Source organism: Leucobacter sp. HNU, from assembly GCF_047946755.1.
Taxonomy (GTDB): domain Bacteria; phylum Actinomycetota; class Actinomycetes; order Actinomycetales; family Microbacteriaceae; genus Leucobacter.
This window is the reverse complement of record NZ_CP178837.1, coordinates 1,795,407-1,816,013: the sequence shown is the minus strand read 5'-3', so window position 1 is coordinate 1,816,013 and position 20,607 is coordinate 1,795,407. Positions and strand designations below refer to the sequence as shown.

At 71.6% G+C, this 20,607-nt stretch carries 18 protein-coding genes and 2 pseudogenes; 11 read left to right on the top strand and 9 right to left on the bottom strand.

Annotation, left to right across the window (positions count from 1 at the left end; all coding sequences use genetic code 11):
• Positions 1-34: 34 nt before the first annotated feature.
• Entirely contained in the window at positions 35-1,783 is a 1,749-nt protein-coding gene (locus AB3K78_RS08940; RefSeq protein WP_416442501.1) for a lipase family protein, read from the bottom strand.
• 103 nt (positions 1,784-1,886) lie between these two features.
• Entirely contained in the window at positions 1,887-2,843 is a 957-nt protein-coding gene (locus AB3K78_RS08935) for a DMT family transporter (protein WP_416442499.1), read from the bottom strand.
• 40 nt (positions 2,844-2,883) lie between these two features.
• Here AB3K78_RS08935 and AB3K78_RS08930 point away from each other — a divergent pair, with 40 nt between their 5' ends.
• The gene (locus tag AB3K78_RS08930; protein ID WP_416442497.1) at positions 2,884-3,384 is read left to right on the top strand and encodes a MarR family winged helix-turn-helix transcriptional regulator; all 501 of its coding nucleotides are present in this window, start codon (positions 2,884-2,886) and stop codon (positions 3,382-3,384) included.
• Between the two features lie 77 nt (positions 3,385-3,461).
• Here the strand turns inward: AB3K78_RS08930 and AB3K78_RS08925 are convergent, their stop codons facing one another.
• On the bottom strand, positions 3,462-3,995 hold the full coding sequence (locus AB3K78_RS08925; RefSeq protein ID WP_416442495.1) for a DUF1697 domain-containing protein: 534 nt from the start codon (positions 3,993-3,995) through the stop codon (positions 3,462-3,464).
• A 53-nt stretch (positions 3,996-4,048) separates the two neighbouring features.
• Between AB3K78_RS08925 and AB3K78_RS08920 the strand changes: the two genes are divergently transcribed.
• A complete protein-coding gene (locus AB3K78_RS08920) occupies positions 4,049-5,890 on the top strand; it encodes an ABC-F family ATP-binding cassette domain-containing protein (RefSeq protein WP_416442493.1) in 1,842 nt (613 codons plus the stop codon).
• Positions 5,891-5,926: 36 nt separating this feature from the next.
• Here AB3K78_RS08920 and poxB read toward each other — a convergent pair whose 3' ends face one another.
• The gene (poxB, locus tag AB3K78_RS08915) at positions 5,927-7,660 is read right to left on the bottom strand and encodes a ubiquinone-dependent pyruvate dehydrogenase (protein WP_416442491.1); all 1,734 of its coding nucleotides are present in this window, start codon (positions 7,658-7,660) and stop codon (positions 5,927-5,929) included.
• A gap of 208 nt (positions 7,661-7,868) precedes the next feature.
• Between poxB and AB3K78_RS08910 the strand changes: the two are divergent.
• The 3 genes and pseudogenes from AB3K78_RS08910 to AB3K78_RS08900 all read left to right on the top strand — a co-directional run bounded on the left by AB3K78_RS08910 (position 7,869) and on the right by AB3K78_RS08900 (position 10,519).
• Positions 7,869-9,211, top strand: a pseudogene (locus AB3K78_RS08910) (APC family permease).
• 79 nt (positions 9,212-9,290) lie between these two features.
• Positions 9,291-9,929: a ClpP family protease gene (locus AB3K78_RS08905; RefSeq protein ID WP_416442489.1), complete on the top strand. Its 639-nt coding sequence runs from the start codon at positions 9,291-9,293 to the stop codon at positions 9,927-9,929.
• Positions 9,926-10,519, top strand: a complete 594-nt coding sequence (locus AB3K78_RS08900; RefSeq protein WP_416442487.1) for a ClpP family protease — start codon at positions 9,926-9,928, stop codon at positions 10,517-10,519. Before AB3K78_RS08905 ends, AB3K78_RS08900 begins: the two co-directional genes overlap by 4 nt.
• Positions 10,520-10,531: 12 nt before the next feature.
• Here the strand turns inward: AB3K78_RS08900 and AB3K78_RS08895 are convergent, their stop codons facing one another.
• A complete protein-coding gene (locus tag AB3K78_RS08895) occupies positions 10,532-10,876 on the bottom strand; it encodes a helix-turn-helix domain-containing protein (RefSeq protein WP_416442485.1) in 345 nt (114 codons plus the stop codon).
• A gap of 64 nt (positions 10,877-10,940) precedes the next feature.
• Positions 10,941-11,351, bottom strand: a complete 411-nt coding sequence (locus AB3K78_RS08890; protein ID WP_416442483.1) for a hypothetical protein — start codon at positions 11,349-11,351, stop codon at positions 10,941-10,943.
• 169 nt (positions 11,352-11,520) lie between these two features.
• On the opposite strand from AB3K78_RS08890, the gene AB3K78_RS08885 reads away from it, so the two are divergent.
• Positions 11,521-12,069: a type 1 glutamine amidotransferase domain-containing protein gene (locus AB3K78_RS08885; protein WP_416442481.1), complete on the top strand. Its 549-nt coding sequence runs from the start codon at positions 11,521-11,523 to the stop codon at positions 12,067-12,069.
• A gap of 13 nt (positions 12,070-12,082) precedes the next feature.
• A complete protein-coding gene (locus tag AB3K78_RS08880) occupies positions 12,083-12,472 on the top strand; it encodes a hypothetical protein (protein WP_416442479.1) in 390 nt (129 codons plus the stop codon).
• Between the two features lie 24 nt (positions 12,473-12,496).
• Here AB3K78_RS08880 and AB3K78_RS08875 read toward each other — a convergent pair whose 3' ends face one another.
• A complete protein-coding gene (locus AB3K78_RS08875) occupies positions 12,497-13,063 on the bottom strand; it encodes a nitroreductase family protein (RefSeq protein ID WP_416442477.1) in 567 nt (188 codons plus the stop codon).
• Positions 13,064-13,220: 157 nt separating this feature from the next.
• On the opposite strand from AB3K78_RS08875, the gene AB3K78_RS08870 reads away from it, so the two are divergent.
• Both AB3K78_RS08870 and AB3K78_RS08865 read left to right on the top strand, forming a co-directional pair.
• Complete coding sequence (locus tag AB3K78_RS08870) at positions 13,221-13,712, top strand: Dps family protein (protein WP_416442475.1); 492 nt, start codon at positions 13,221-13,223, stop codon at positions 13,710-13,712.
• Positions 13,713-14,353: 641 nt separating this feature from the next.
• A pseudogene (locus AB3K78_RS08865) lies at positions 14,354-15,117 on the top strand (SDR family NAD(P)-dependent oxidoreductase).
• A 66-nt stretch (positions 15,118-15,183) separates the two neighbouring features.
• Here the strand turns inward: AB3K78_RS08865 and AB3K78_RS08860 are convergent.
• Positions 15,184-16,611: an aldehyde dehydrogenase family protein gene (locus tag AB3K78_RS08860; protein WP_416442473.1), complete on the bottom strand. Its 1,428-nt coding sequence runs from the start codon at positions 16,609-16,611 to the stop codon at positions 15,184-15,186.
• 16 nt (positions 16,612-16,627) lie between these two features.
• Positions 16,628-17,383, bottom strand: a complete 756-nt coding sequence (locus AB3K78_RS08855) for a homoserine dehydrogenase (RefSeq protein WP_416447330.1) — start codon at positions 17,381-17,383, stop codon at positions 16,628-16,630.
• Positions 17,384-18,011: 628 nt separating this feature from the next.
• On the opposite strand from AB3K78_RS08855, the gene AB3K78_RS08850 reads away from it, so the two are divergent.
• Entirely contained in the window at positions 18,012-19,487 is a 1,476-nt protein-coding gene (locus AB3K78_RS08850) for an amino acid permease (RefSeq protein ID WP_416447329.1), read from the top strand.
• The gene (locus tag AB3K78_RS08845; protein WP_416442471.1) at positions 19,484-20,605 is read left to right on the top strand and encodes an alanine racemase; all 1,122 of its coding nucleotides are present in this window, start codon (positions 19,484-19,486) and stop codon (positions 20,603-20,605) included. The genes AB3K78_RS08850 and AB3K78_RS08845 overlap by 4 nt, the downstream gene beginning before the upstream one ends.
• Positions 20,606-20,607: the final 2 nt, after the last annotated feature.

Genomic DNA, 20,607 nt, shown 5'->3' with positions numbered 1-20,607 from the left:
AGTCCTCACCGCTCGCGCCGGGTGACGGAGCGGATCAGCCCGCCGGCAGCGACGCGCAGTTGTTCGGCGCCTGCTTCCCGTTCCAGCGGTCGAGCGTCCACTGCACGAGCTGCGGAGTGAGCGGCGACTTCGGGCCGACGAGTTCCATGTGGCCGAGCCCGGGATAGGTGCGGAAGTCGAGCGGGACGCCCGCCGCGCACTGATCGCCGACCCAGCTGCGCTGCAGCTGGGGGAGTACGAGCGGATCGGCGAGTCCCTGCGCGACGAGCAGTGGCGAATCGAACGGGCCCTTCGGGGAGTTCTCGCGCAGGAGCGTGCCGAGTTCGCCCGCCAGGAGCTTGTCGGGGAAGACCTGATTCGGGATCTGCGTGCCCCGGAGGATCGCGGCGATCGCGTCCTGGTCGTTGAAGCAGAGCTGAGAGATCCGGTCGACACCCGGCGCCGAGCCGGGGGTGAGGTGCGAGCGCAGGTTGAGCTCCGGGTACTGCTTGTCCCACGATGCCGCGATGTAGGCCGAGATGACCTTGCCGCCCGCGTTGCTCTTGTCGACCTCGGCGAGCCCGTACAGGTCGCTCGCCGGAGCCATGGCCGCGGTGCCGACGACGGTCAGATCGGGCGCGTACTTCGCGGCGATCTTCGCCGTCCAGAGCGCGCCGTGCCCGCCCTGCGAGTGCCCCCACACGACGGTGCGGTGGCTGAGCTGCAGCTCGGAGAGCTGGCGGGCTGCGCGCGAGGCGTCGAGCACGTTGCGGGCTTCGTCCTGCCCGATGAGGTAGGCCTCCTGGCCTGCAGTGCCGAGTCCCGCGTAGTCGGAGGTGACGCCCACCCAGCCGTGCTCGACGACCATCTCGGTGAGCGACGTCGCCGCGCCATCGGCGAACGGCGTGGAGCTGAGCGATGGCGCGCAGGGCCGCGAGACACCGGTGGTGCCGTGCGAGATGCTCAGCAGCGGTGCGTCGCCCGCGGCGGGGTGCAGCGGCGCGAGCACGGTGCCGCTCGAGACGGTCGGCGAACCGTCGCCGCTCGTGCTCGTGTAGAGGATCTTCCAGGCGCGCGCGCCCTGCGGCACGCCGGTGGTGAGCGGTTCCGAGCGCAGCAGCTCGCCCGGCTTGCCGGGGAGGTTCGCGGGGACGGCGTAGAAGCTGCCCGGCGCGGGCCGGTCGTCGCTGCGGAGCAGCCAGCCGCTGCCGATGGCGAGCAGCACCGCGAGCGCGAGCGCACTGCCCGCCGCGAGGGTGTGGCGGATCCGCAGCCTGGGGCTCCAGGTGATGCCTGCGCGGCGAGCCCACTGCCTGATGATCGACTCGAACAGCAGGCGCAGCCCGACGAACGCGAGCCAGACGGCCGTGCCGATGCGGATGAAGTCGAGGGTGAGCACCGGCCAGGTGAGGCTGACGAAACCGATGATGATGCTGGCGCCCGCCGACAGGAGCCCGGCGAGGCGTCGTGACTCGTGGGTGCGGAACGACTGCACGGCCGAGAGGATGCCGTACGCCATGAGGCCGATGCCCACGAGCGCGGCGAGGGCGGGCGCTCCGATATCGCTGCGGATCGCCATGGCGGCGCCGGCGAGCACGAGTACGACGGGCGCGAGCCAGCGCCAGGGGCCGCGTCGTTCGCGCGGGCTCGCGGATGCGCTGGCGCCGGCTTCGAGGGCGATGAAGCCGAGCCCGAGCGCGATGAGCGCGATGCCGGCGATGCGCGTGAACGCGAAGATGTCGAGGTCGGTGAACGCGAGCGTCACGCCCGCGGCGAGCGACAGGGCGCCGAGCGCGATGCGCACGGGGGAGCGGCCCGCTCGAAGGTGCGCGTGATGCTCCGCTGGCGGGGACCGCCGGGTCGTCGGGTCATCGCTGCCGGCTCCTCTGTTCGGGTGTCGCTCCAGCTTAGGTGGATTCTCTCGGTCCGACCGGCTCGGTCGCGGCACGGCGTGCTTGGTCCGGCTCCGGCCGCGGAGCGGTAGTCGTCGCGGGCAGGGGGTGCCGCGGACTCCACTGCCCGACGACGATCCCGGCGAGCACGAGCGCGATCCCGAGCATCTGAGCGGGTGCCAGCGTCTCTCCGGCGACCACCGTGCCGAGCAGGACCCCGGTGACGGGATTCAGCAGCCCGACCAGGCCGACGACTCCGGGCGAGAGGTGCGCGAGGCCCGTGAACAGGCACAGGTAGGCAGCCGCTGTGGAGACGAGCGAGACGAACAGGGCCGCAGCGATCCCGCTCGGCGAGAGCTGCGGCGGCGCCCCCTCGATGCAGAGCGCGACCGCGGTGAGCGCCGCGCCGCCGAAGAGCAGCTGCCAGGCCGTGAGCGCGAGGACCGGGGTGTCGTCTCGCCACCGCTGGGTGAGGATCGAACCGAGGGAGAAGACGAGCAATGCGGCGACGGAGGCGACGACGCCCCACCCGTCGATGCGTGCCGTCGAGAGCCCGACGATGAGGACGACGCCGACGATGCCGCAGACCGCGCCGATGGTCGTCGGGAGGTTCATCCGCTTCCCGAGCATCGCCCAGCCCAGGAGCCCGAGCACGAACGGCGAGCCCGCCATGATCGAGGCGGCGACGGAGGAGGGGAGCAGCTGCGCGGCGACGTAGACGAGCACGAAGAACACGCTGAAGTTGATGAGCCCGAGCACGGGAGCGCGCCACCACCAGGACCCGGTGGGCAGCCGGCGTGCGAGGACGAAGAGGAGGATCCCGGCGGGAAGCGCGCGGAGGGCCGCACCCCAGAGCGGAGAGTCGGCCGGGAGGAAGTGGTGCATCACGGGGTAGTTCGCGCCCCAGGAGATCGGCGCGAGCGCCGTCAGTGCGATCCACTTCGCGTTCGATGCGCGCTTGATTGCTTCCATGGAAGCGATTGTAGCTTCCTGGGAAGCTAAGATCGAGCACATGACCGCACCGGAGCCCGATCGCGTCGACGAGATCCTCGCCCAGTGGCACGTCGAGCGACCCGACCTCGACGTGTCGCCCGTCGGGGTGATCGGCCGACTGCACCGGATCGCCGAACGCCTGCGCGACGAACTCGTCGCCCTCTATCGCGAGTACGGCCTCGGCGAAGGAGAGTTCGATGTGCTCGCGACCCTGCGGCGCACCGGCGCGCCCTACGAACTCGCGCCCGGGGAACTCGCCGCGCACACGATGGTCACGACCGGGGCCGTGAGCAAGCGGCTCGACCGGCTCGAAGCGCTCGGCTACGTGCAGCGGCGCTCCAGCGACCGGGATGGACGCGGGCGGGTCGTCGGCCTGACCGAGGCCGGCATCGCCGCCATCGACGAGGCGTTCGCCGCGCACGTGCGCAACGAGGCGCGCCTGCTCGAGGGGCTCGATGCCGAGCAGCGGGCGCAGATGATCGCGCTGCTGCGGGCCTGGATGCACGCGCTCGACGGGTGAGGGCGGGGTCCCGCAGGTTTCGACTCGTTCCTCGCTCAACCGGCGGAGGTCGGCGTCATCCCGCGGGTCGGATGGGCTCAGCTCAGCTTGCGCAGGGTGTTGATGTTGCGGGTCGTGGTGCTCGTCTTGAAGCGGGCCCGGGCGAGGTGCTTCGAGAACGGGGTGTCGGTGCTCGAGCCTCGCGGGCAGCGCCAGTAGACGACCCCGTCGCCCGCCTCGACCTGCTCCGCGGCGTCGGGCGCGACCTCCGGCGCATCCGCGAGCACCGCGCGGAGCGCGTCGCCGTCCGCGGCGAACACGACGTATGCGTGGTGCTCGGCGTCCTGCGCGAAGGGATACGCCTCGATGATGCCGGAGAGGCGGTCCAGCGGGACCAGCACGATCCAGGCGTCGTAGCCGAAGCGCTCGCCCAGCGCGCGCTCGATCCGCGACTTCAGCTCGGGAGCGGGCGCGTCGGCCGGATCCTCGACATCGAAGCACACGTTGCCCGACGCGAGCACGGTGCGCACCTCGGCGAATCCGAGCTCGCGGAACAGCTCCGCGAGCTCGGCGCTGCGCACGGTGATACCGTTCACGTTCACTCCGCGCAGCAGCGCGACCCATCGAGCCATGCGCTCATCTTAGGCGCGGCCACCCCAGCCGCGCCGCGTAGACTTGCCTGGTTATGGCGCATCTTCTGGGGGCCGAGGCCCTGCACCTCGAGGTTCCGGCACGAATCATCTTCGACTCCGTCACGATCGGCGTCGCCGAGGGCGACCGCATCGGCATCGTGGGTCGCAACGGCGACGGCAAGTCGAGCCTGCTGATGATGCTCGCGGGTCGCCGCGAGCCCGACTCGGGGCAGGTGACCTCGCGCGGCGGCACCCGCATCGGCGTGCTGGAGCAGTCGGACTCGTTCCCCGAGGGCGAGACCGTCGGCCACGCGATCGTCGGCGACGCGCCCGAGCACGAGTGGGCCGGTGTCGCCCGGGTGCGCGACGTCATCGCGGGTCTCGTCGGCGATCTGCCGTGGGACGGCCTCGTCGCAGACCTGTCGGGCGGGCAGCAGCGCCGCGTCGCGCTCGCGCGCCTGCTCGCGGGCGACTGGGACATCCTAGCGCTCGACGAGCCCACCAACCACCTCGACGTGGAGGCCATCGCCTGGCTCGCCGGGCACCTGAAGCGCCGTTGGCCGGCGAACCAGGGGGCGCTCATGGTCGTGACGCACGACCGCTGGTTCCTCGACGAGGTCTGCAACACCACCTGGGAGGTGCACGACCGCATCGTCGAGCCGTTCGAGGGCGGCTACGCCGCGTACATCCTGCAGCGCGTGGAGCGCGACCGGCAGGCCGCCGTCGTGGAGCAGAAGCGGCAGAACCTCGCCCGGAAGGAGCTCGCCTGGCTCCGCCGCGGCGCGCCGGCCCGCACCTCGAAGCCGAAGTTCCGCATCGACGCCGCGAACGAGCTCATCGCCGACGTGCCCGAGATCCGCGACCGCGTCTCGCTGCAGTCGATGGCGGTCGCGCGCCTCGGCAAGGAGGTCGTGAACCTGCTCGACGCCTCGGTCAGCTTCGGCGATGCCGAGACGGGGACCGTGCGCGAGGTGCTGCACGAGGTCGAGTGGCGGCTCGCTCCCGGCGAGCGCACCGGGATCTTGGGCCGCAACGGCGCCGGCAAGTCGACGCTGCTGGGGCTCATCGACGGGACGGTGCAGCCGACCTCGGGCACGGTGAAGCGCGGCAAGACCGTGCAGGTGGCCATGCTGACCCAGCGGATCGACGAGCTCGAGGAGCACTGGAACGACCCGGTGCGCGTCGTGATCGACGGCCTGCGCACGAGCTTCACGGTGGGCAGCGGTTCGAAGGCCCAGGAGCTCACGCCCGGGCAGATGCTCGAGCGCATGGGCTTCACGAACGCGCAGCTCTCCACGCAGGTGAAGGACCTGTCGGGCGGGCAGCAGCGCCGCCTGCAGCTGCTCCTGATCCTGCTCGGCCAGCCGAACGTGCTGATCCTCGACGAGCCGACCAACGACCTCGACACCGACATGCTCGCCGCGCTCGAGGATCTGCTCGACTCGTGGCCGGGCACGCTCATCGTGGTGTCGCACGACCGCTACTTCCTGGAGCGCGTCACCGACCAGCAGTACGCGGTGCTGCACGGACGCCTGCGGCACCTGCCGGGCGGCGTCGACGAGTACCTCAAGCTGCGCGCGGCGGAGGCCGCGGGGGCGGGTTCGGGATCCGCGCCCGCCGCGACGGCCGGTTCAGGCACGGCGTCGACCGCGGGATCCGCGACCCCCGCGCTCGCGGGCGCGGAGCGCCGCACCGCCGAGAAGGAGCTGCAGTCGATCGAGCGTCGGCTCGCGAAGATCGAGAGCGAGGTCGCCGCGGTGCACGCGCGCATGGCCGCGCACGACCAGAGCGACTACGCGGGGCTCGGCGCGATCGGCGACGAGCTGAGCACGCTCGAGGCAGAGGCCGCCGAGCGCGAGGAGCGCTGGCTGGAGCTCTCCGAGCTGCTGGAGTAGCCCCGCGCGACGCGGAACCCGCCGGGTTCCGACCGATCAGTCGAACAGCCGGCGGAACAGGTTCGTGTCGGCCAGGTCCATGAGTTCCTCGCCGCGTCCCGACAGGATCGTGCGCAGCGCGTAGAGCGTGAAGCCCTTCGCCTGGGCCGCGCTGATGGTCGGCGGGATCGAGAGCTCCTGGCGTGCGGTGACGACGTCGATCAGCGCGGGGCCGTCGTGCGCGAACGCCTCGGCGAGGGCGCTCTCGAGCTCGTCGGGTCGTTCGACGCGGCGACCGTGGATCCCGATCGCCCGGGCGACCTCCGCGAAATCGGGGTTGTCGAGCCCCGTGCCGTAGGTGACGAAACCGGCGGCCTTCATCTCGAGCTCCACGAAGTTCAGCGAGGAGTTGTTGAACACGACGATCTTGACCGGCAGGTGCAGCTGCCGCACGGTGAGCAGCTCGCCGAGCAGCATCGCGAGTCCGCCGTCGCCGGCGAGTGCGACGACCTGGCGCTCGGGGAACGCCGACTGCGCGCCGATCGCGTGCGGCAGCGCGTTCGCCATCGTGCCGTGGTTGAACGAGCCGATCAGTCGGCGCCGCCCGTTCATCTCGAGATAGCGCGCCGCCCACACGGTCGGGGATCCCACGTCTGGAATGAACACGGCGTCGTCGCTCGCGAGCTCGCTGACGAGCTTCGCGACGAACTGCGGATGGATCGGGGCGCGGTTGCGGTCGTTCGTGGCGAGCTCGTCGAGTCCCTTGCGCGATTTGGCGTAGTGGGCCGTCGCGGCATCGAGGTGCTTGGAGTCCTTCCGCTCGCGCAGCAGCGGGAGCAGCGCCCGCACGGTGTCGCGCACGCTGCCCACGAGCCCGAGATCGATGGGGGTGCGACGTCCGAGGTGCTCGCCGCGGATGTCGACCTGGATGATCTTCGCCCTCGACGGATAGAACTGCCGGTAGGGGAAGTCGGTGCCGAGCATGAGGAGGACGTCGGAGTTCTCGATCGCGCGGTACCCCGAGGCGAAGCCGATGAGGCCCGTCATGCCGACGTCGTAGGGGTTGTCGTACTCGATGAACTCCTTGCCGCGCAGGGCGTGGACGATCGGGGCCCGAAGACGCTCGGCCAGGGCGATGAGTTCGGCGTGCGCGCCCTCGACGCCCGCTCCGCCGAGGATCGTCACCCGCTTGGCGCCGTCGAGCAGCTCGGCGGCGCGCTGCAGCTCGTCGTCGGCGGGGCGGACGATGCGCTGCGCCTGGGCGATGGGCGCGGAGCGCCGGGCATCCCTCGCGTCCTTCAGGAAGATCTCGCCGGGGATCACGACGACGGCGACGCCGCGCCGCTCGACGGCCGCGCGCATCGCGATCTCGAGCACGTGGGGGAGCTGCTCGGGAATGCTCACGAGCTCGGTGTAGACGGAGGCCTCGCGGAACAGGTCCTGCGGGTGGGTCTCCTGGAAGTATTCGCTGCCGATCTCGGGTCCCGGGATCTGCGCCGCGATGGCGAGGACCGGCACGCGGCTGCGGTTGGCGTCGTAGAGGCCGTTGATCAAGTGGGTGTTGCCCGGCCCGCAGCTTCCGGCGCACACCGTGAGCTCGCCCGTGAGCGCGGCCTCGGCGGCCGCGGCGAAGGCCGCGGCCTCTTCGTGGCGCACGTGCTGCCAGGCGATCGTGCCGTCGCGTCGCAGCGCATCCGTGAAGCCGTTGAGCGAGTCGCCGGGAAGCCCGTAGACGCGCTGCACGCCCGCGTCCTTCATGGTGGCGACGATGGTGTCTGCGATGGTCGGCATGCGGGTTCCTCCGGTCCGTCGGGTGTCGGGGTGGCGGTATCGCCAGCCTATGGCGGTGGTCTCGGAAGGGGAACCGGGAGGCCGTCGCGGGCTGCCGAGGTCTCAGGGAGCGCACATCTGCCCGAGCGGCCGGCGACGCATACGGACCGGACCGGGCAGCGGTGTCAAGCCCTGGTGCCGCACACCGCGCGCCTGCGATTCTGGCGCGATGACGCGCACGAACGATGCGGAGACCCCGCCCGCCGCCCCCGAGGAACCGACCCGTCTCAGGCGCGCGATCACCGGTCCGCTGCTGTTCGCCTTCATCCTCGGCGATGTGCTCGGCGCTGGCGTGTACGCGCTGATGGGGGTGCTCGCCGGCAAGGTGGGCGGGCTCCTGTGGGCGCCGCTGGTGCTGGCGCTGCTGCTCGCGCTCCTCACGGCGGGGTCGTACGCCGAGCTGGTCACGAAGTACCCTCGAGCGGGCGGGGCCGCGGTGTTCGCGGAGCGCGCCTTCCGCAGCCCGGTGGTCTCGTTCCTCGTCGGCTTCAGCATGCTGGCCGCCGGGGTGACGAGCGCGGCCGGGCTCGCGATCGCCTTCGCCGGCGACTATCTCGGGACCTTCGTCGACCTGCCGGTGGGGGTCGTCGCCGTCGTCTTCCTGGCGATCCTCGCGGCGCTGAACGCGCGCGGCATCAGGAGTCGCTCACCGCGAACCTCGTGATGACCGCCGTCGAGCTGAGCGGGCTCGTGATCGTGATCGGCGTGGTCGGGATCCTGCTCGCGGGCGGCGGCGGGGATCCGGCGCGGGTGCTGCAGCCGCCGCCCGGCGCCGGAGTGGCGGGCGCGGTGCTGGCGGGATCGATCATCGCCTTCTACTCGTTCGTCGGCTTCGAGACGTCGGCGAACGTCGTCGAGGAGGTCCGGCGGCCGACGCGCACCTACCCGCGGGCGCTGTTCGGGGCACTGCTCACCGCGGGCGCCGTCTACGTGCTCATCGGCCTCGCGAGCGCGACCGCCGTCCCGCCCGAGCGCCTCGCGGAGTCGAGCGGTCCGCTGCTCGACGTCGTCCGGGCATCGGGGGTGGGGATCCCGCCCGTCGTCTTCAGCCTGATCGCTCTCGTCGCAGTGGCGAACGGCGCGCTGCTGACGATGATCATGGCGAGCCGCCTGGCCTACGGCATGGCGGAGCAGGGCCTCCTCCCGCCGGCGCTCTCGCGGGTGCTGCCGAAGCGCCGTACGCCGTGGGTCGCGATCCTCGTGACCACCATCGCCGCCGCGGTGCTCACGCTGGTGGGCGATCTCGCGACGCTCGCCGAGACCGTCGTGCTGCTCCTGCTGTTCGTGTTCCTGAGCGCGAACGTGTCGGTGCTGGTGCTCCGCCGGGACCGGGTCGAGCACCCGCACTTCCGGGTATGGACGGTCGTGCCGATCCTCGGCATCGCCTCCTGCGTGCTGCTCATGACGCAGCAGCGCGGCATCGTCTGGCTGTTCGCGGCGGGACTGCTCGCGATCGGGGCGCTGCTGTTCGTCGCGAGCCGATTGCGGATCCGCCACCTGAATCGGCGGTGACGCGGCGCCGCCGCTCTCGGCAGCGCTGCCGAGAGCAGGATCCGCCCCGCCGTCGGCTCCTCGAGAGCAGGCTGGCGGCATGAGCGAATCACCGAAACCACCCGTGTTCACCGAGCCGTTCCGGCGCGAGCTGTTCGAGCGCCGGATCCTGGTGCTCGACGGCGCCCTCGACGACGACAACGGCATGCTGCTCGCGACGCAGATCGCCGCGCTGTCGGCCACCGACCCGGTCGCCGACATCGCCCTCTGGATCCATTCGCCCGGCGGATCCGTTCCGGCGATGCTCGCGATCCGGGACATCATGCGGCTCGTGCCGAACGATGTCTCGACCCTCGCCCTCGGCATCGCCTACAGCGCAGGCCAGTTCCTGCTCACCTCGGGCACGAGGAAGAAACGGCTCGCGCTGCCGCACGCGCGGATCCTCATGCACCAGGGCTCTGCGGGGATCGGTGGATCCACCGTCGAGGTCGAACTGCAGGCCGGCGACCTGCGCCACACCCGCGACACCCTGCTGCGGCTCACGAGCGAGGACACCGGGCAGCCGGTCGAGCGGGTCTTCGAGGACTCGCTGCACGACCACTGGTACTCCGCGGAGGAGGCGCGCGACTACGGGTTCATCGACGGGATCGTCGAGAGCTTCGATGAGATCATGCCCCGCGGCGCGGGGGCGGCCGGCCTCGGATTCGGCGCGCCGATCGGGGCGGAGGTCGCGCGATGAGCAGCAGCTACACGATCCCGAGCGTGGTCTCCGAGAGCCCGCGCGGCGACCGGATCATGGACGTCTACTCCCACCTGCTGACCGAGCGCATCGTCTATCTGGGTACGCCGATCGATTCGGGCGTCGCCAACGCGATCATCGCGCAGCTGCTGTACCTCGATTCATCGAGTCCCGGTGCGGCGATCCAGCTGACGATCAACTGCGAAGGCGGCGATCCGAGTGCGATGCTCGCGATCGCGGACACCGTGCAGTACCTGCGATCAGACGTCACCACGATCTGCGTGGGTCAGGCGATCGGGGTCGGTGCGGTGCTGCTCGCATCCGGCGCCCCGGGGAAGCGGCTGGCGCTGCCGCACGCCCGCGTGGTGCTGCACCAGCCCGCGAACCAGGGGCGCCGCGGCACGATTCCGGACCTGATCCTGCAGGCCGACGAGGCGGTGCGGATCCGAGCGGAGCTCGAGGAGGTGCTCGCCGCGCACACCGGCCAGCCGATCGAGCGGCTGCGCACCGATACGGATCACGACCGCGTGTTCACGGCGGCCGAGGCGCGGGACTACGGACTCGTCGACGAGGTGATCGCGCGGCGGTGATCGCGAGCCGGATCAGGCGGCGAGTGCGAAGGCCGCTCGAACCGACACCGGTGCGGGAGCGGCCGCAGCCGCGCTCAGGCTCTCGGCGACCGATCGCGCGAGGTCGATGAGCGTCGCGTCGAGGGCGCCCGCGACCGCGGCGATCATCTCGCTCGACGGATCCTTGACGCCGCGCTCCATCTCCGAGAGGTACTGCGGCGAGACGCCCGCGTGCTTCGCGGTCTCGCCGAGGGTCTCGCCCCGCGCGTGCCGGAGCCGCCGCAGCTCCTCGCCGAGCATGTGGCGCCAGAGGGGCGGCGGCGCGGGGCGGTCGCGGTGCTCTGCGGGGGTGTCGCTCGTGGCTGCGTCGTTGCTCATGCCTGGATGCTAACCGGCATCCCGGTCCGGAGCGCCGGGTTCTGCTCAGAGCAGAACCCCGCGCTCACTCCTCGCGCTCGAGGCCGAGGCCGATGAGGAAGAGCAGCGGAGCGGCCTTGCTGTAGAGCTCGGTGCGCAGGATCCCCGTGCTGCCGTGCTCGTCCCGCTGCGCGCCCCGGAAGAGGTGCGCGACCAGCGCGAGGGCGACGGCGACGAAGCCCGCCAGATAGGCGTGATCGCTCCGCACGCCCCAGCGGTGCAGCGCGCGCATCGGCCGTCGTCCCTGCACGGCGACCAGGTCCGCGGTCTTCTCGGCGGTCTTCTTCGCGTCCTTCATATCCATGACGTCGGCCTCCCTTTCGAGGTGGATCGGGTGATCGGAACGCTCCACACTCTGCTCGCCCGGGCAGCCGTTCGATACCGCCTTGCCCGAGGCGGGCACCTGGAATACCCTGCGCCGCCGGATGGCGGCCACCGGCCCCGAGTACGACCGTCGATCTGAGCCGCCGACCATCGAGGCCGCGGAAGATAGCACGGGGCACCGTGCTCGGCCACCCCTGACCCGCCGCCCTCGGGCCTGCGAGCCTGTCGGCACGCGCACCGTTCGGCGCGCGAGACACGGCACCGACGGAGGGAACGGGCAGATGACGGATATCCAGGGGACGAACGTGGCGTTCCTGGCGACGGACGGCTTCGAGGACAGCGAGCTGACCGCACCGTGGGAGGCGGTCGTCGAGGCGGGCGCGGACGCGCGTCTCGTATCGCCGAAGAGCGGCTCGATCACCGGAGCGAAAGGACATGAGCAGCGGGTGGATCTCGGTGTCACCGGGGCCTCTGCCGACGGTTTCGACGCACTGGTCCTGCCCGGCGGGGTGCAGAACGCGGACCAGCTCCGCATGGACGCCGCCGCGTGCGACTTCGCGCGCGCCTTCTTCGAGCAGCACAAGCCGGTCGGCGTCATCTGCCACGGAGCATGGATCCTGATCGAGGCGGGGGTGGTCGACGGACGCACGCTCACGAGCTACCCGAGCCTGCGCACCGACCTGCAGAACGCCGGCGCCAACTGGGTCGATGAGGAGGTCGTGGTCGACCAGGGACTGGTCTCGAGCCGGACTCCCGACGACCTCCCGGCGTTCTGCGCGAAGCTCGTCGAGGAGATCGGCGAGGGGCCGCATCCCGGGCAGACCGCCTGAGGGAGGGGCGACGATGAGCCGAGCGCGCGGCGCGGGCGATCCCGCGCATGACGGGGGAGCGGAGCCGGCCCGCGGCCCGGAACGGGATCCGACGCGGATGGCGAATCAGCCGGCCCTGCAAACGTCCAGCGGGCGCATCTGGCTCGTCATGGGCGCGCTCTTCCTGGTGCTCGCCCTCGTCCCCTTCGGGCTGCTGATCTTCGCCGGGAGCGGCAGGTCACGGGGCCTCGCGATCGTGGTCGCGAGCACCATCGCCCTGGTCTACGCGATCATGATCGTGATCCGGCTCGCCTCCTCGCCGGGGCCCCGAAGGCTCCGCGGGCTCGCCGGGGGCATGCTCGCCCTCGCCGGGATCGCGCTGATCGGGATCTGGTCCTGCGCGGTGATCGAGGCCGGGCGCTGACCGCGGGGCGAGCGGCGCGTCCCGTCAGTCGAGGGGGCTCAGCACCTCCTCGACCCGCAGCGGCTTGCGCGGCTTCTGCTTCCGGTCCTTCTCGGGGATCCCGCCGACGTAGAGCCAGCCGAGCAGGTACTCGTCGGGCGCGAGCCGGTGCGCGCGGTGCACGGGTTCGGTCCGGGTGAGGGGACCGGTGCGCCAGATCACGCCCCAACCCGCCTCGTGCAGCAGCAGCGACAGCAGGTGCGCGACGCCGGAGGCCACGGCCTCCTGCTCCCACGTGGGCACCTTCCCGCTCGGTCGAGGCTTCACGACGATCGCGAGCACCAGCGGGGCCCGCCTCGCCTTCCTCGCGTACTTCTCCCGAGCCTTCTCGTCACCGCCGTCGGCCGCGGCGAGACCCGTCGCGATGGCGTCCCGGTCGTCGTCCCGGAGCTCGATCAGCCGCCAGGGGCGCAGCCCCGAATGGTCGGCGACGCTCGACAGCGCGGCCACCAGTTCGGCGAGCTCCGCGGAGCTGGGAGCTTCCTCGGTGACGCTCGAGTGCGAGCGACGATTGCGCACGGCTTCGAGGGCCTCAGTGCGTGGTGCTGACACGGTTCCTCCGTCGTTCGGGCGCCTGTCCGGTCCTGATCAGGCAAGCCTTTCCTTGCTTGTGGCGGCGCGAAATCTGAGTAGCGTGGTGGGCAACGGACGGATCCGAACCCCTGGAATCCCGGCCCGTGCACTCGGAGAAGGAAAGGACCCCGATTTCATGACCTCCACCCAGAACCCCACCGTCACCGTCGCCAAGGGCGACCTCGATCGCGCGGCGGGTGTCGAGCGCTACCTCGGCCCGGTCGTGCGCGATCTCGTGGCGCTCGCCATCAACGGCAAGCAGGCGCACTGGCACGTGCGCGGGGCGAACTTCATCGGTGTGCACGAGTTCCTCGACCAGGTCGTCGCCCACGCCCAGGACGGTGCGGACACCGTCGCCGAGCGGATCGTCGCCCTCGGCCTGCCGGTCGACGCCCGTGTCGGTTCGGTCGCCGCGCAGACGACCACCCCCGAGCTGAGCGCCGGCTTCCAGCAGTCGGCTGACACGGTCCGCGCGGTCGTCGCGCAGCTCGACGCGGTCATCGCGACGGTGTACGCCGCGGTCAAGGGCCTCGACGACATCGATCCCGTGAGCCAGGACATCGCGATCGCCGTGGCGCAGGAGCTCGACAAGGACCGCTGGTTCCTCTTCTCCCACTACGCGGACTGATCCTGAGCGGTGCCCCTGCGGCACCGCGCGGCCCCGGGCCGCGCGAACCCTCGGAACGGCGACCGATGCGTCACAGCGTCGGTCGCCGTTCTGCTGCCGCGGCCCAGACCTGCGCGAGCTCCGCTTCGATGCGGGTCCAGAACTCGTGCACGCTCGGGAGATCGCGGGCTCCCGTCCACATGGCGAAGTGGCGTCCGCTGAGGGGATCGCCGCGCAGCCACTCGTCGAACCACGCATCGACGGCGCCGATGAGCGCGGTACCCGGGGACGAACCGGCTGCGGGGAGAGGCGTGTGATGCCGATGCCCGGCGGAGCCAGGATCGGCTCGGTGAGCTCGGCCGCATCGGCTTCGACGAAGACGTGCCCGTAGCTGGCCTCCGGCAGCGCCGCGCACCAGGCGCGCAGGCCGTCGAGGTCGGCGCCGCAACTCGCCCCGAGCACGCAGTCGAGGTAATTGGGGTCGACGAAGAGGAACTCCTCGGAGGGCAGCGGATCGACGTTCACGCATTCATCTTAGGTCACCCTCTACATCATCAGATGTTCTTCGGGCGAACGCCCAGTCAGCGCGGTTCGCCCTACCGGCGCACGGGCTCCCGGGGTACGCTCCGAACAGGATCCCGAATCCCGAGGGAGGGCTCGACATGCGCATCGACACCGGAGTCGCGGTCGTCACCGGAGGGGCGTCGGGGCTCGGCCTCGCGACGACCCTGAGGCTGCTCGAGCGCGGGGCGAGCGTCGTCGTGCTCGACCTCCCGGGCCCCGCGGGGAGCGGCTCGCCGCCGAGCACGGCACCCGGCTGCGCGTCGCGACCGCCGACGTGCGCGACGAGGAGCAGGTGCGCGCGGCCCTCGACATCGCCGCCGATCTCGGTCCGCTGCGGCTCGCGGTCAACTGCGCCGGCGTCGCGGACGCCGCGAAGGTGGTCGGCCGTTCGGGGCCGTTCCCGCTCGATCTGTTCCGACGCGTCGTCGACATCAACCTGATCGGTACGTTCAACGTGGTGCGACTCGCGGCGGAGCGCATGCAGCAGCAGGAGCCTGCCGACGCCGAGGAGCGGGGCGTGATCGTGAACACGGCCTCCGTCGCCGCGTTCGAGGGGCAGATCGGGCAGGCGGCCTACGCCGCCTCGAAGGCCGCGATCGCCGGGATGACGCTGCCCATCGCCCGCGAGCTCGCCGAGCACCGGATCCGGGTCGTGTCGATCGCGCCGGGCATCTTCGAGACGCCCATGCTCGCGGGGCTGCCCGACGAGGTGCGCGCGTCGCTCGGAGCGCAGGTGCCGCACCCGGCTCGGCTCGGTCGGCCGGAGGAGTTCGCGCTGCTCGTCACCCAGATCGTGGAGAACCCCATGATCAACGGCGAGACGATCCGGCTCGACGGTGCGATCCGCATGGCCGCGCGCTGAGCGCCGGGCGGTGGACGCCGGGCGGCGGTGAACCGCCGGCGGCCACCGCCGCGCCTCGCCGGAGCGTCAGGCGGTTCCGCCGCTGCGCAGGCAGACCACCTTCGGCTGCGTCATCTCCTCGTAGGCGAAGCGCACCCCCTCTCGGCCCATGCTGCCGTACTTCGCGCCGCCGAAGGGCATGGCATCGACCCGGAAGTCGGAGGAGTCGTTGATCATCACCCCGCCGGCCTCGATCTCCTCGGCGGCGCGGAGCGCGATGCCGAGATCCGAGGTGAACACCCCGGCCTGCAGTGCGTAATCGAGCGCGTTCGCCTGTTCGAACGCCTCGTCGACCGTGTCGAAGGGTTCGAGGAGCACGACGGGGGCGAACGCCTCCTCGGTGTGGAGGGGATGCGTTCGCGGGACGTTCTCGAGCACGGCGGGCTGCAGGTAGGGCCCCTGGGCCTCGCCTCCGCACAGCAGCGTCGCGCCGTGCGCGACCGCTGAAGCGACGACCGCGGCGGCCCGAGCGGCGGCCGCGGGATCGATCATCGGGCCGACGTCGCTGCGCTCGTCCTGCGGATCGCCGGTGACGAGCCGGCGGGTGCACTCGACGAAGGCCGCGCGGAAGCGCTCGAACACCCCGCGCTGCACGAGGACGCGCTGCACCCCGATGCAGTTCTGCCCGGCCGCCCAGAAGGCGCCCGACACCGTGGCCTCGACCGCGAGGTCGAGGTCGGCGTCGTCGAAGACGAGCGCGGGCGCGTTGCCGCCGAGCTCCATGGCGAGCCGCTTGATGCCGGCGGCACGGGCGATGGCCTCACCGGTCCGGAAGCCTCCCGTGAACGAGACCATGCGGATCTCCGGTGCCGAGACGAGCGCCTGGGCGAGCTCGCGATCGCCGTGGACGACGGTCACGACCTCCTCGGGCAGGCCGCACTCGCGCAGGAGGTCCACGAGCTTGCGCGCGGTGAACGGGGTCTGCTGGGCGGGTTTCAGGATCACGGCGTTGCCGCCCGCGAGCGCCGGTCCGAGCTTGTGCGCCACGAGGTTCAGCGCGTCGTTGTAGGGCGTGATCGCGAGGATGATGCCGAGCGGCTCCCGGGTGAACCACCCGCGGCGGTCCTCGGCACCGGCGAAGGCGTCGAAGGGGATCACCTCCCCGCCGCTCCGGCGTGCCTCTGCGGCCGAGAGCGACAGCGTGTTCGCCGCGCGACCGACCTCCTTCCGGGCCTGCGTCACGGTCTTCCCGGCCTCGCGCACGATGAGCGCCGCGAAGTCCTCGGCGCGTTCCCGCAGGGCCGATGCGGCGCCGTCGAGGATCTCGGCGCGTCGGTGACGCGACAGGCCCCGGGCGGTGGCACGTCCGGATCGTGCGGTCGCGAGGATCCCCCGAGATCCTCCGGCCGCTGCTGGGGAAGTCGGCCGATCTCGGAGCCGGTCGCGGGGTTCACGACGACCAGCTCCGCCGCGGTGGTGCGGTCCGGGGCGATCGAGTCCACCGGCGCAGCGCACATCGCGAGTGCCGCGTTCATCGTCCGCTCCCGCCGTGGATCGCGATGATGTCGGAGAGCAGGGCGTACGCGGTCTCGATGCGACCCGCTCCCGGCCCGGAGACGGTCACCCGGCCGAGCATGCCGGTGTCGAAGGTGACCGCGTTCGTGGGGCCCGAGATCGCCGCGAGGGGGTGGTCGGCGGGCAGTGCGACCGGGGCGACGCTCGCGGTGACGACCCCGTCGGCGCCGCGCTCGGCGGTTCCGACGAGCCGCCACTGCCGGCCGTCGCGGGCGGCGTCGGCGATGTCGGAGGCGGTGATGCCGGTGATGCCGGTGGTGGGGATCTCGTCGGCACCGAGGTCGGCGCCGAGGACCTGCTGGGCGAGGATCGCGACCTTGAGGCGGACGTCCGACCCGCCGACGTCCGCGGTGGGATCGGCTTCGGCGTACCCGAGCGCCTGCGCCTCGGCGATGGCTGCGGGGAGATCGAGGCCGTCGGCGAGACGCCCGAGAATGTAGTTGCTGGTGCCGTTGAGGATCCCCTGCACCGCGGAGATGCGGGCTCCGGCGAGCTGCCGTGCGGCGAAACGCAGCACCGGAGTGCCGCTCATGACGGCGCCCTCGAACTCGAACCGGCGTCCCGAGCGGTGTGCGAGCTCGAGCAGTTCGCGTCCGGCGAGCGCCACCGGCCCCTTGTTCGTCGTCGCGACGTGCTTGCCGCTCTCGAGCGCCCAGCGGACATGGGAGACGGCCGGTTCCCCGGTCTCGGGGTTCGTGAAGGTCGCCTCGATGACGATGTCGGCCGGGGCCTCCCGGATGACGCGCTCGTTGTCGGCCTCCGCGCTCCCGCCGGCGAACCCGGCGAAGCTGGCGCCGCGGGGAGCGCGAGCACCTCGGCGAGGTCGATGCCGTCCGGCTGGACGAGCGAGCCGAGGTTGAGGTCGGTGATGGCGACGACCCGGAGGCCGAAGCCGAGCTCCGTTTCGAGGCGTTCCGAGTCGTCGCGGATCAGCTCGGCGAGGGCTCGGGCGACGCCGCCGAAGCCGATGAGTGCGAGTGAGTAGTGCTGCATGGCCGAATCTCCTGAGGTCTGGTTCGGGACTGGATGCATCCAGATTCGCCGGGGCCGGTGTCCGTACGCAGCTGACGGAGCGCCAGCGAACGCGGACGTTTCGCTCGCGGTTCGACCGGAACGCTCGACCGTAGTCGAGGGGCGCTGGTTTCGACGATGAAGCGGGCTACCGTCGTCAACGCACCCGACGTGTGCCGTATCTTCACGCAAAAGTGGCTATGATGCACAGATAGGTGTCCTGTACTCCATATCGACTCGAAGGCGAGCCAATGAACTCCACCGGATCGGATTCGGACCTCCCGAACGCCCTCCCGCGCACCACCGCCACCCAGGTGCCACTGCGCCGGATGCAGCGCTCCATGGGCGCGCGACACCTCATCATGATCGCGCTCGGCGGCGTGATCGGATCGGGGCTCTTCCTGAGCTCCGGCTACACCATCTCCCAGGCGGGCCCCCTCGGCGCCGTCATCGCCTACGGCATCGGCGCGGTCGTCGTCTGGCTCGTCATGGCCTGCCTCGGGGAGCTCGCCGTCGCCTACCCGGTGTCCGGCGCGTTCCACATCTACGCGGCGCGCGCGATCGGGCCCGCGACCGGCTTCACCACCGCCTGGTTGTACTGGCTCTGCTGGGTCGTCGCGCTCGGCTCCGAGTTCACCGCAGCAGGCATCCTCATGCAGCGCTGGTTCCCCGGCGTGGAGGTCTGGGTCTGGTGCCTCGTGTTCGCCGCGGCGCTCTTCGCGATCAACGCCATCTCCGCCCGGGTCTTCGGCGAGACCGAATTCTGGTTCTCGCTCATCAAGGTCGCGGCGATCATCGCGCTCATCGTGCTCGGCGGTGCGGCGATCTTCGGGTTCACCCCGTTCTCGGCCGAGCCCCACCCCGCGGTCCTCTTCGAGAACTTCTCGACCCCGGCCGGGCTCTTCCCGACGGGGCTCGGCGGCGTCCTCGTGACGGCCCTCGCGGTCTTCTACGCCTTCAGCGGCTCCGAACTGGTGGGCGTCGCCGCCGGCGAGACCCTGGATCCGGCTCGCAACATCCCGCGCGCGCTCCGCTCGACCGTGCTGCGGCTCGTGATCTTCTTCATCGGGGCGATCACCGTGATCGCCGCGCTCGTGCCCTACGAGAAGACCGGCGTGACGGACTCGCCGTTCGTGACCGTGTTCGAGTACATCGGCATCCCGTACGCCGCCGACATCATGAACTTCGTGATCATCACGGCCCTGCTCTCCGCCGGCAACTCCGGGCTCTTCTCCTGCGCGCGCATGCTCTTCTCGCTCGCGGAGGAAGGGCACGCGCCGCGTGCGCTCACCCGGCTCACCCGCAGGGGCATCCCGCTCGTCGCGCTCAGTGTGAGCATGGTCGGCGGCCTCGCCTCGCTCATCTCGAGCGTCGCCGCGGCGGAGACCGTCTATCTGGTGCTGGTCTCGATCGCCGGCTTCGCGGTGGTCGCGGTGTGGATGTCGATCGTCGCGTCGCTGTTCTTCCACCGTCGGGCCTTCGTGCGGGCCGGGGGCGACGTCGCATCGCTCGGCTACCGGACTCCGCTGTTCCCGTTCGTGCCGATCCTCGCGTTCGTGCTGCTCGCCATCTCGATGATCGGCGTCGCGTTCGATCCGAACCAGGTCGCTGCGCTCTACTTCGGGATCCCCTTCGTCGGGCTCTGCTACCTCTACTTCTGGTGGCGGCACGGTCGGCGCCGCTCGGAACGCGGGGTCGACGCGACGACCGGTGCGGCGTCGAGCTCGTCTCCGGGCGCGGACGTCGCGAACGCGGTCGCCGGCAGCGGCGTCGACGCATCCGCGGCTCAGCGGCAGGGCGCGTGACCGCCGGGGGCGCCCGCGTCGAGGTCGACCGCGCCGCGATCGAGTCGAACCTCCGCCATGTGCTGGCGGAGATGGGCGGCGGTTCGCCGGAGGTGTGCGCGGTGCTGAAGTCCGATGCGTACGGGCACGGGATCGAGCACGTGCTTCCCCTGATGCTCGCGGCGGGCGTCCCCGCGGTCGGGATCGTGAGCAATTCCGAGGCGCGGCTGATCCGTGACCTGGGCTTCCACGGCCGGATACTCAGGGTTCGCGCCGCCACGCCCGCCGAGGCGCGCGAGGCCCTGCCGCTGGCGGTCGAGGAATGGCTGGGAGGGGCCGCCCACGCTCGCGCGCTGGCCGGGGTCGCCGAAGCCGTCGGCGAATCGATCCCGGTGCATCTCGCGCTCAACTCGACGGGGCTGTCGAAGGAGAGCCTGGATCTCGGCGCGTCGGGCGCCGAAGCCGAACTCGCCGGGATCGTCGCCAGCGGCGGACTCGACGTGCGCGGTATCGCCGCGCACTTCCCGCGGGAGGACGCGCGGGACGTGCGGGAGGGCCTTTCGGCGTTCCGGGCGGACGCCGACCGGGTCCTCGAGGCGCTCGGGCCGGACCGGGCCGCAGGGGTGCAGCGCCACTGCGCCACCTCCTTCGCGGCCCTCGAAGTGCCGGAGTCGCGCCTCGAGCTCGTACGCATCGGGGCGGCGCTGTACGGCGACTCCTCGGCCGCCGCGCCCTGGCAGCGCAGCGCGATGCGGATCGTCTCCGAGATCAGCACGGTCTGCCGGTATCCCGCGGGGCGCACGGTCGGGTACGAGCGCCGCCACCGGCTCGACGCGGAGACCCGTATCGCGACGGTCCCGCTCGGCTACGGCGACGGGATCCCGCGAGCGCTCGGCGGACGGGGACGCGCGCTGGTCGGCGGGCGGCACGTGCCGATCGTCGACCATCTCGCGATGAACACCCTCGCGATCGACGTCACCGACGTGCCCGGCGCCGGTCCCGGCGACGAGGTCGTCCTCCTCGGACGGCAGGGCGACGCGGAACTCGACGGTGCCGCGCTGGAACTGGCCTCCGGCCAGATCGCCGCGGCCACCTACACGGGGCTGGGGAGGATCCTCCCGCGCGAGCCGGTAGCCTGAGT

What these genes read in the sequence shown, in the direction of transcription:
- AB3K78_RS08905 (WP_416442489.1), top strand. Translation starts at nt 9,291, where the DNA reads ATGAGCGAATCACCGAAACCACCCGTGTTCACCGAGCCGTTCCGGCGC.
- AB3K78_RS08925 (WP_416442495.1), bottom strand. Translation starts at nt 3,995, where the DNA reads ATGGCTCGATGGGTCGCGCTGCTGCGCGGAGTGAACGTGAACGGTATC.
- AB3K78_RS08900 (WP_416442487.1), top strand. Translation starts at nt 9,926, where the DNA reads ATGAGCAGCAGCTACACGATCCCGAGCGTGGTCTCCGAGAGCCCGCGC.
- AB3K78_RS08885 (WP_416442481.1), top strand. Translation starts at nt 11,521, where the DNA reads ATGACGGATATCCAGGGGACGAACGTGGCGTTCCTGGCGACGGACGGC.
- AB3K78_RS08895 (WP_416442485.1), bottom strand. Translation starts at nt 10,876, where the DNA reads ATGAGCAACGACGCAGCCACGAGCGACACCCCCGCAGAGCACCGCGAC.
- AB3K78_RS08870 (WP_416442475.1), top strand. Translation starts at nt 13,221, where the DNA reads ATGACCTCCACCCAGAACCCCACCGTCACCGTCGCCAAGGGCGACCTC.
- poxB (WP_416442491.1), bottom strand. Translation starts at nt 7,660, where the DNA reads ATGCCGACCATCGCAGACACCATCGTCGCCACCATGAAGGACGCGGGC.
- AB3K78_RS08850 (WP_416447329.1), top strand. Translation starts at nt 18,012, where the DNA reads ATGCAGCGCTCCATGGGCGCGCGACACCTCATCATGATCGCGCTCGGC.
- AB3K78_RS08880 (WP_416442479.1), top strand. Translation starts at nt 12,083, where the DNA reads ATGAGCCGAGCGCGCGGCGCGGGCGATCCCGCGCATGACGGGGGAGCG.
- AB3K78_RS08935 (WP_416442499.1), bottom strand. Translation starts at nt 2,843, where the DNA reads ATGGAAGCAATCAAGCGCGCATCGAACGCGAAGTGGATCGCACTGACG.
- AB3K78_RS08930 (WP_416442497.1), top strand. Translation starts at nt 2,884, where the DNA reads ATGACCGCACCGGAGCCCGATCGCGTCGACGAGATCCTCGCCCAGTGG.
- AB3K78_RS08920 (WP_416442493.1), top strand. Translation starts at nt 4,049, where the DNA reads ATGGCGCATCTTCTGGGGGCCGAGGCCCTGCACCTCGAGGTTCCGGCA.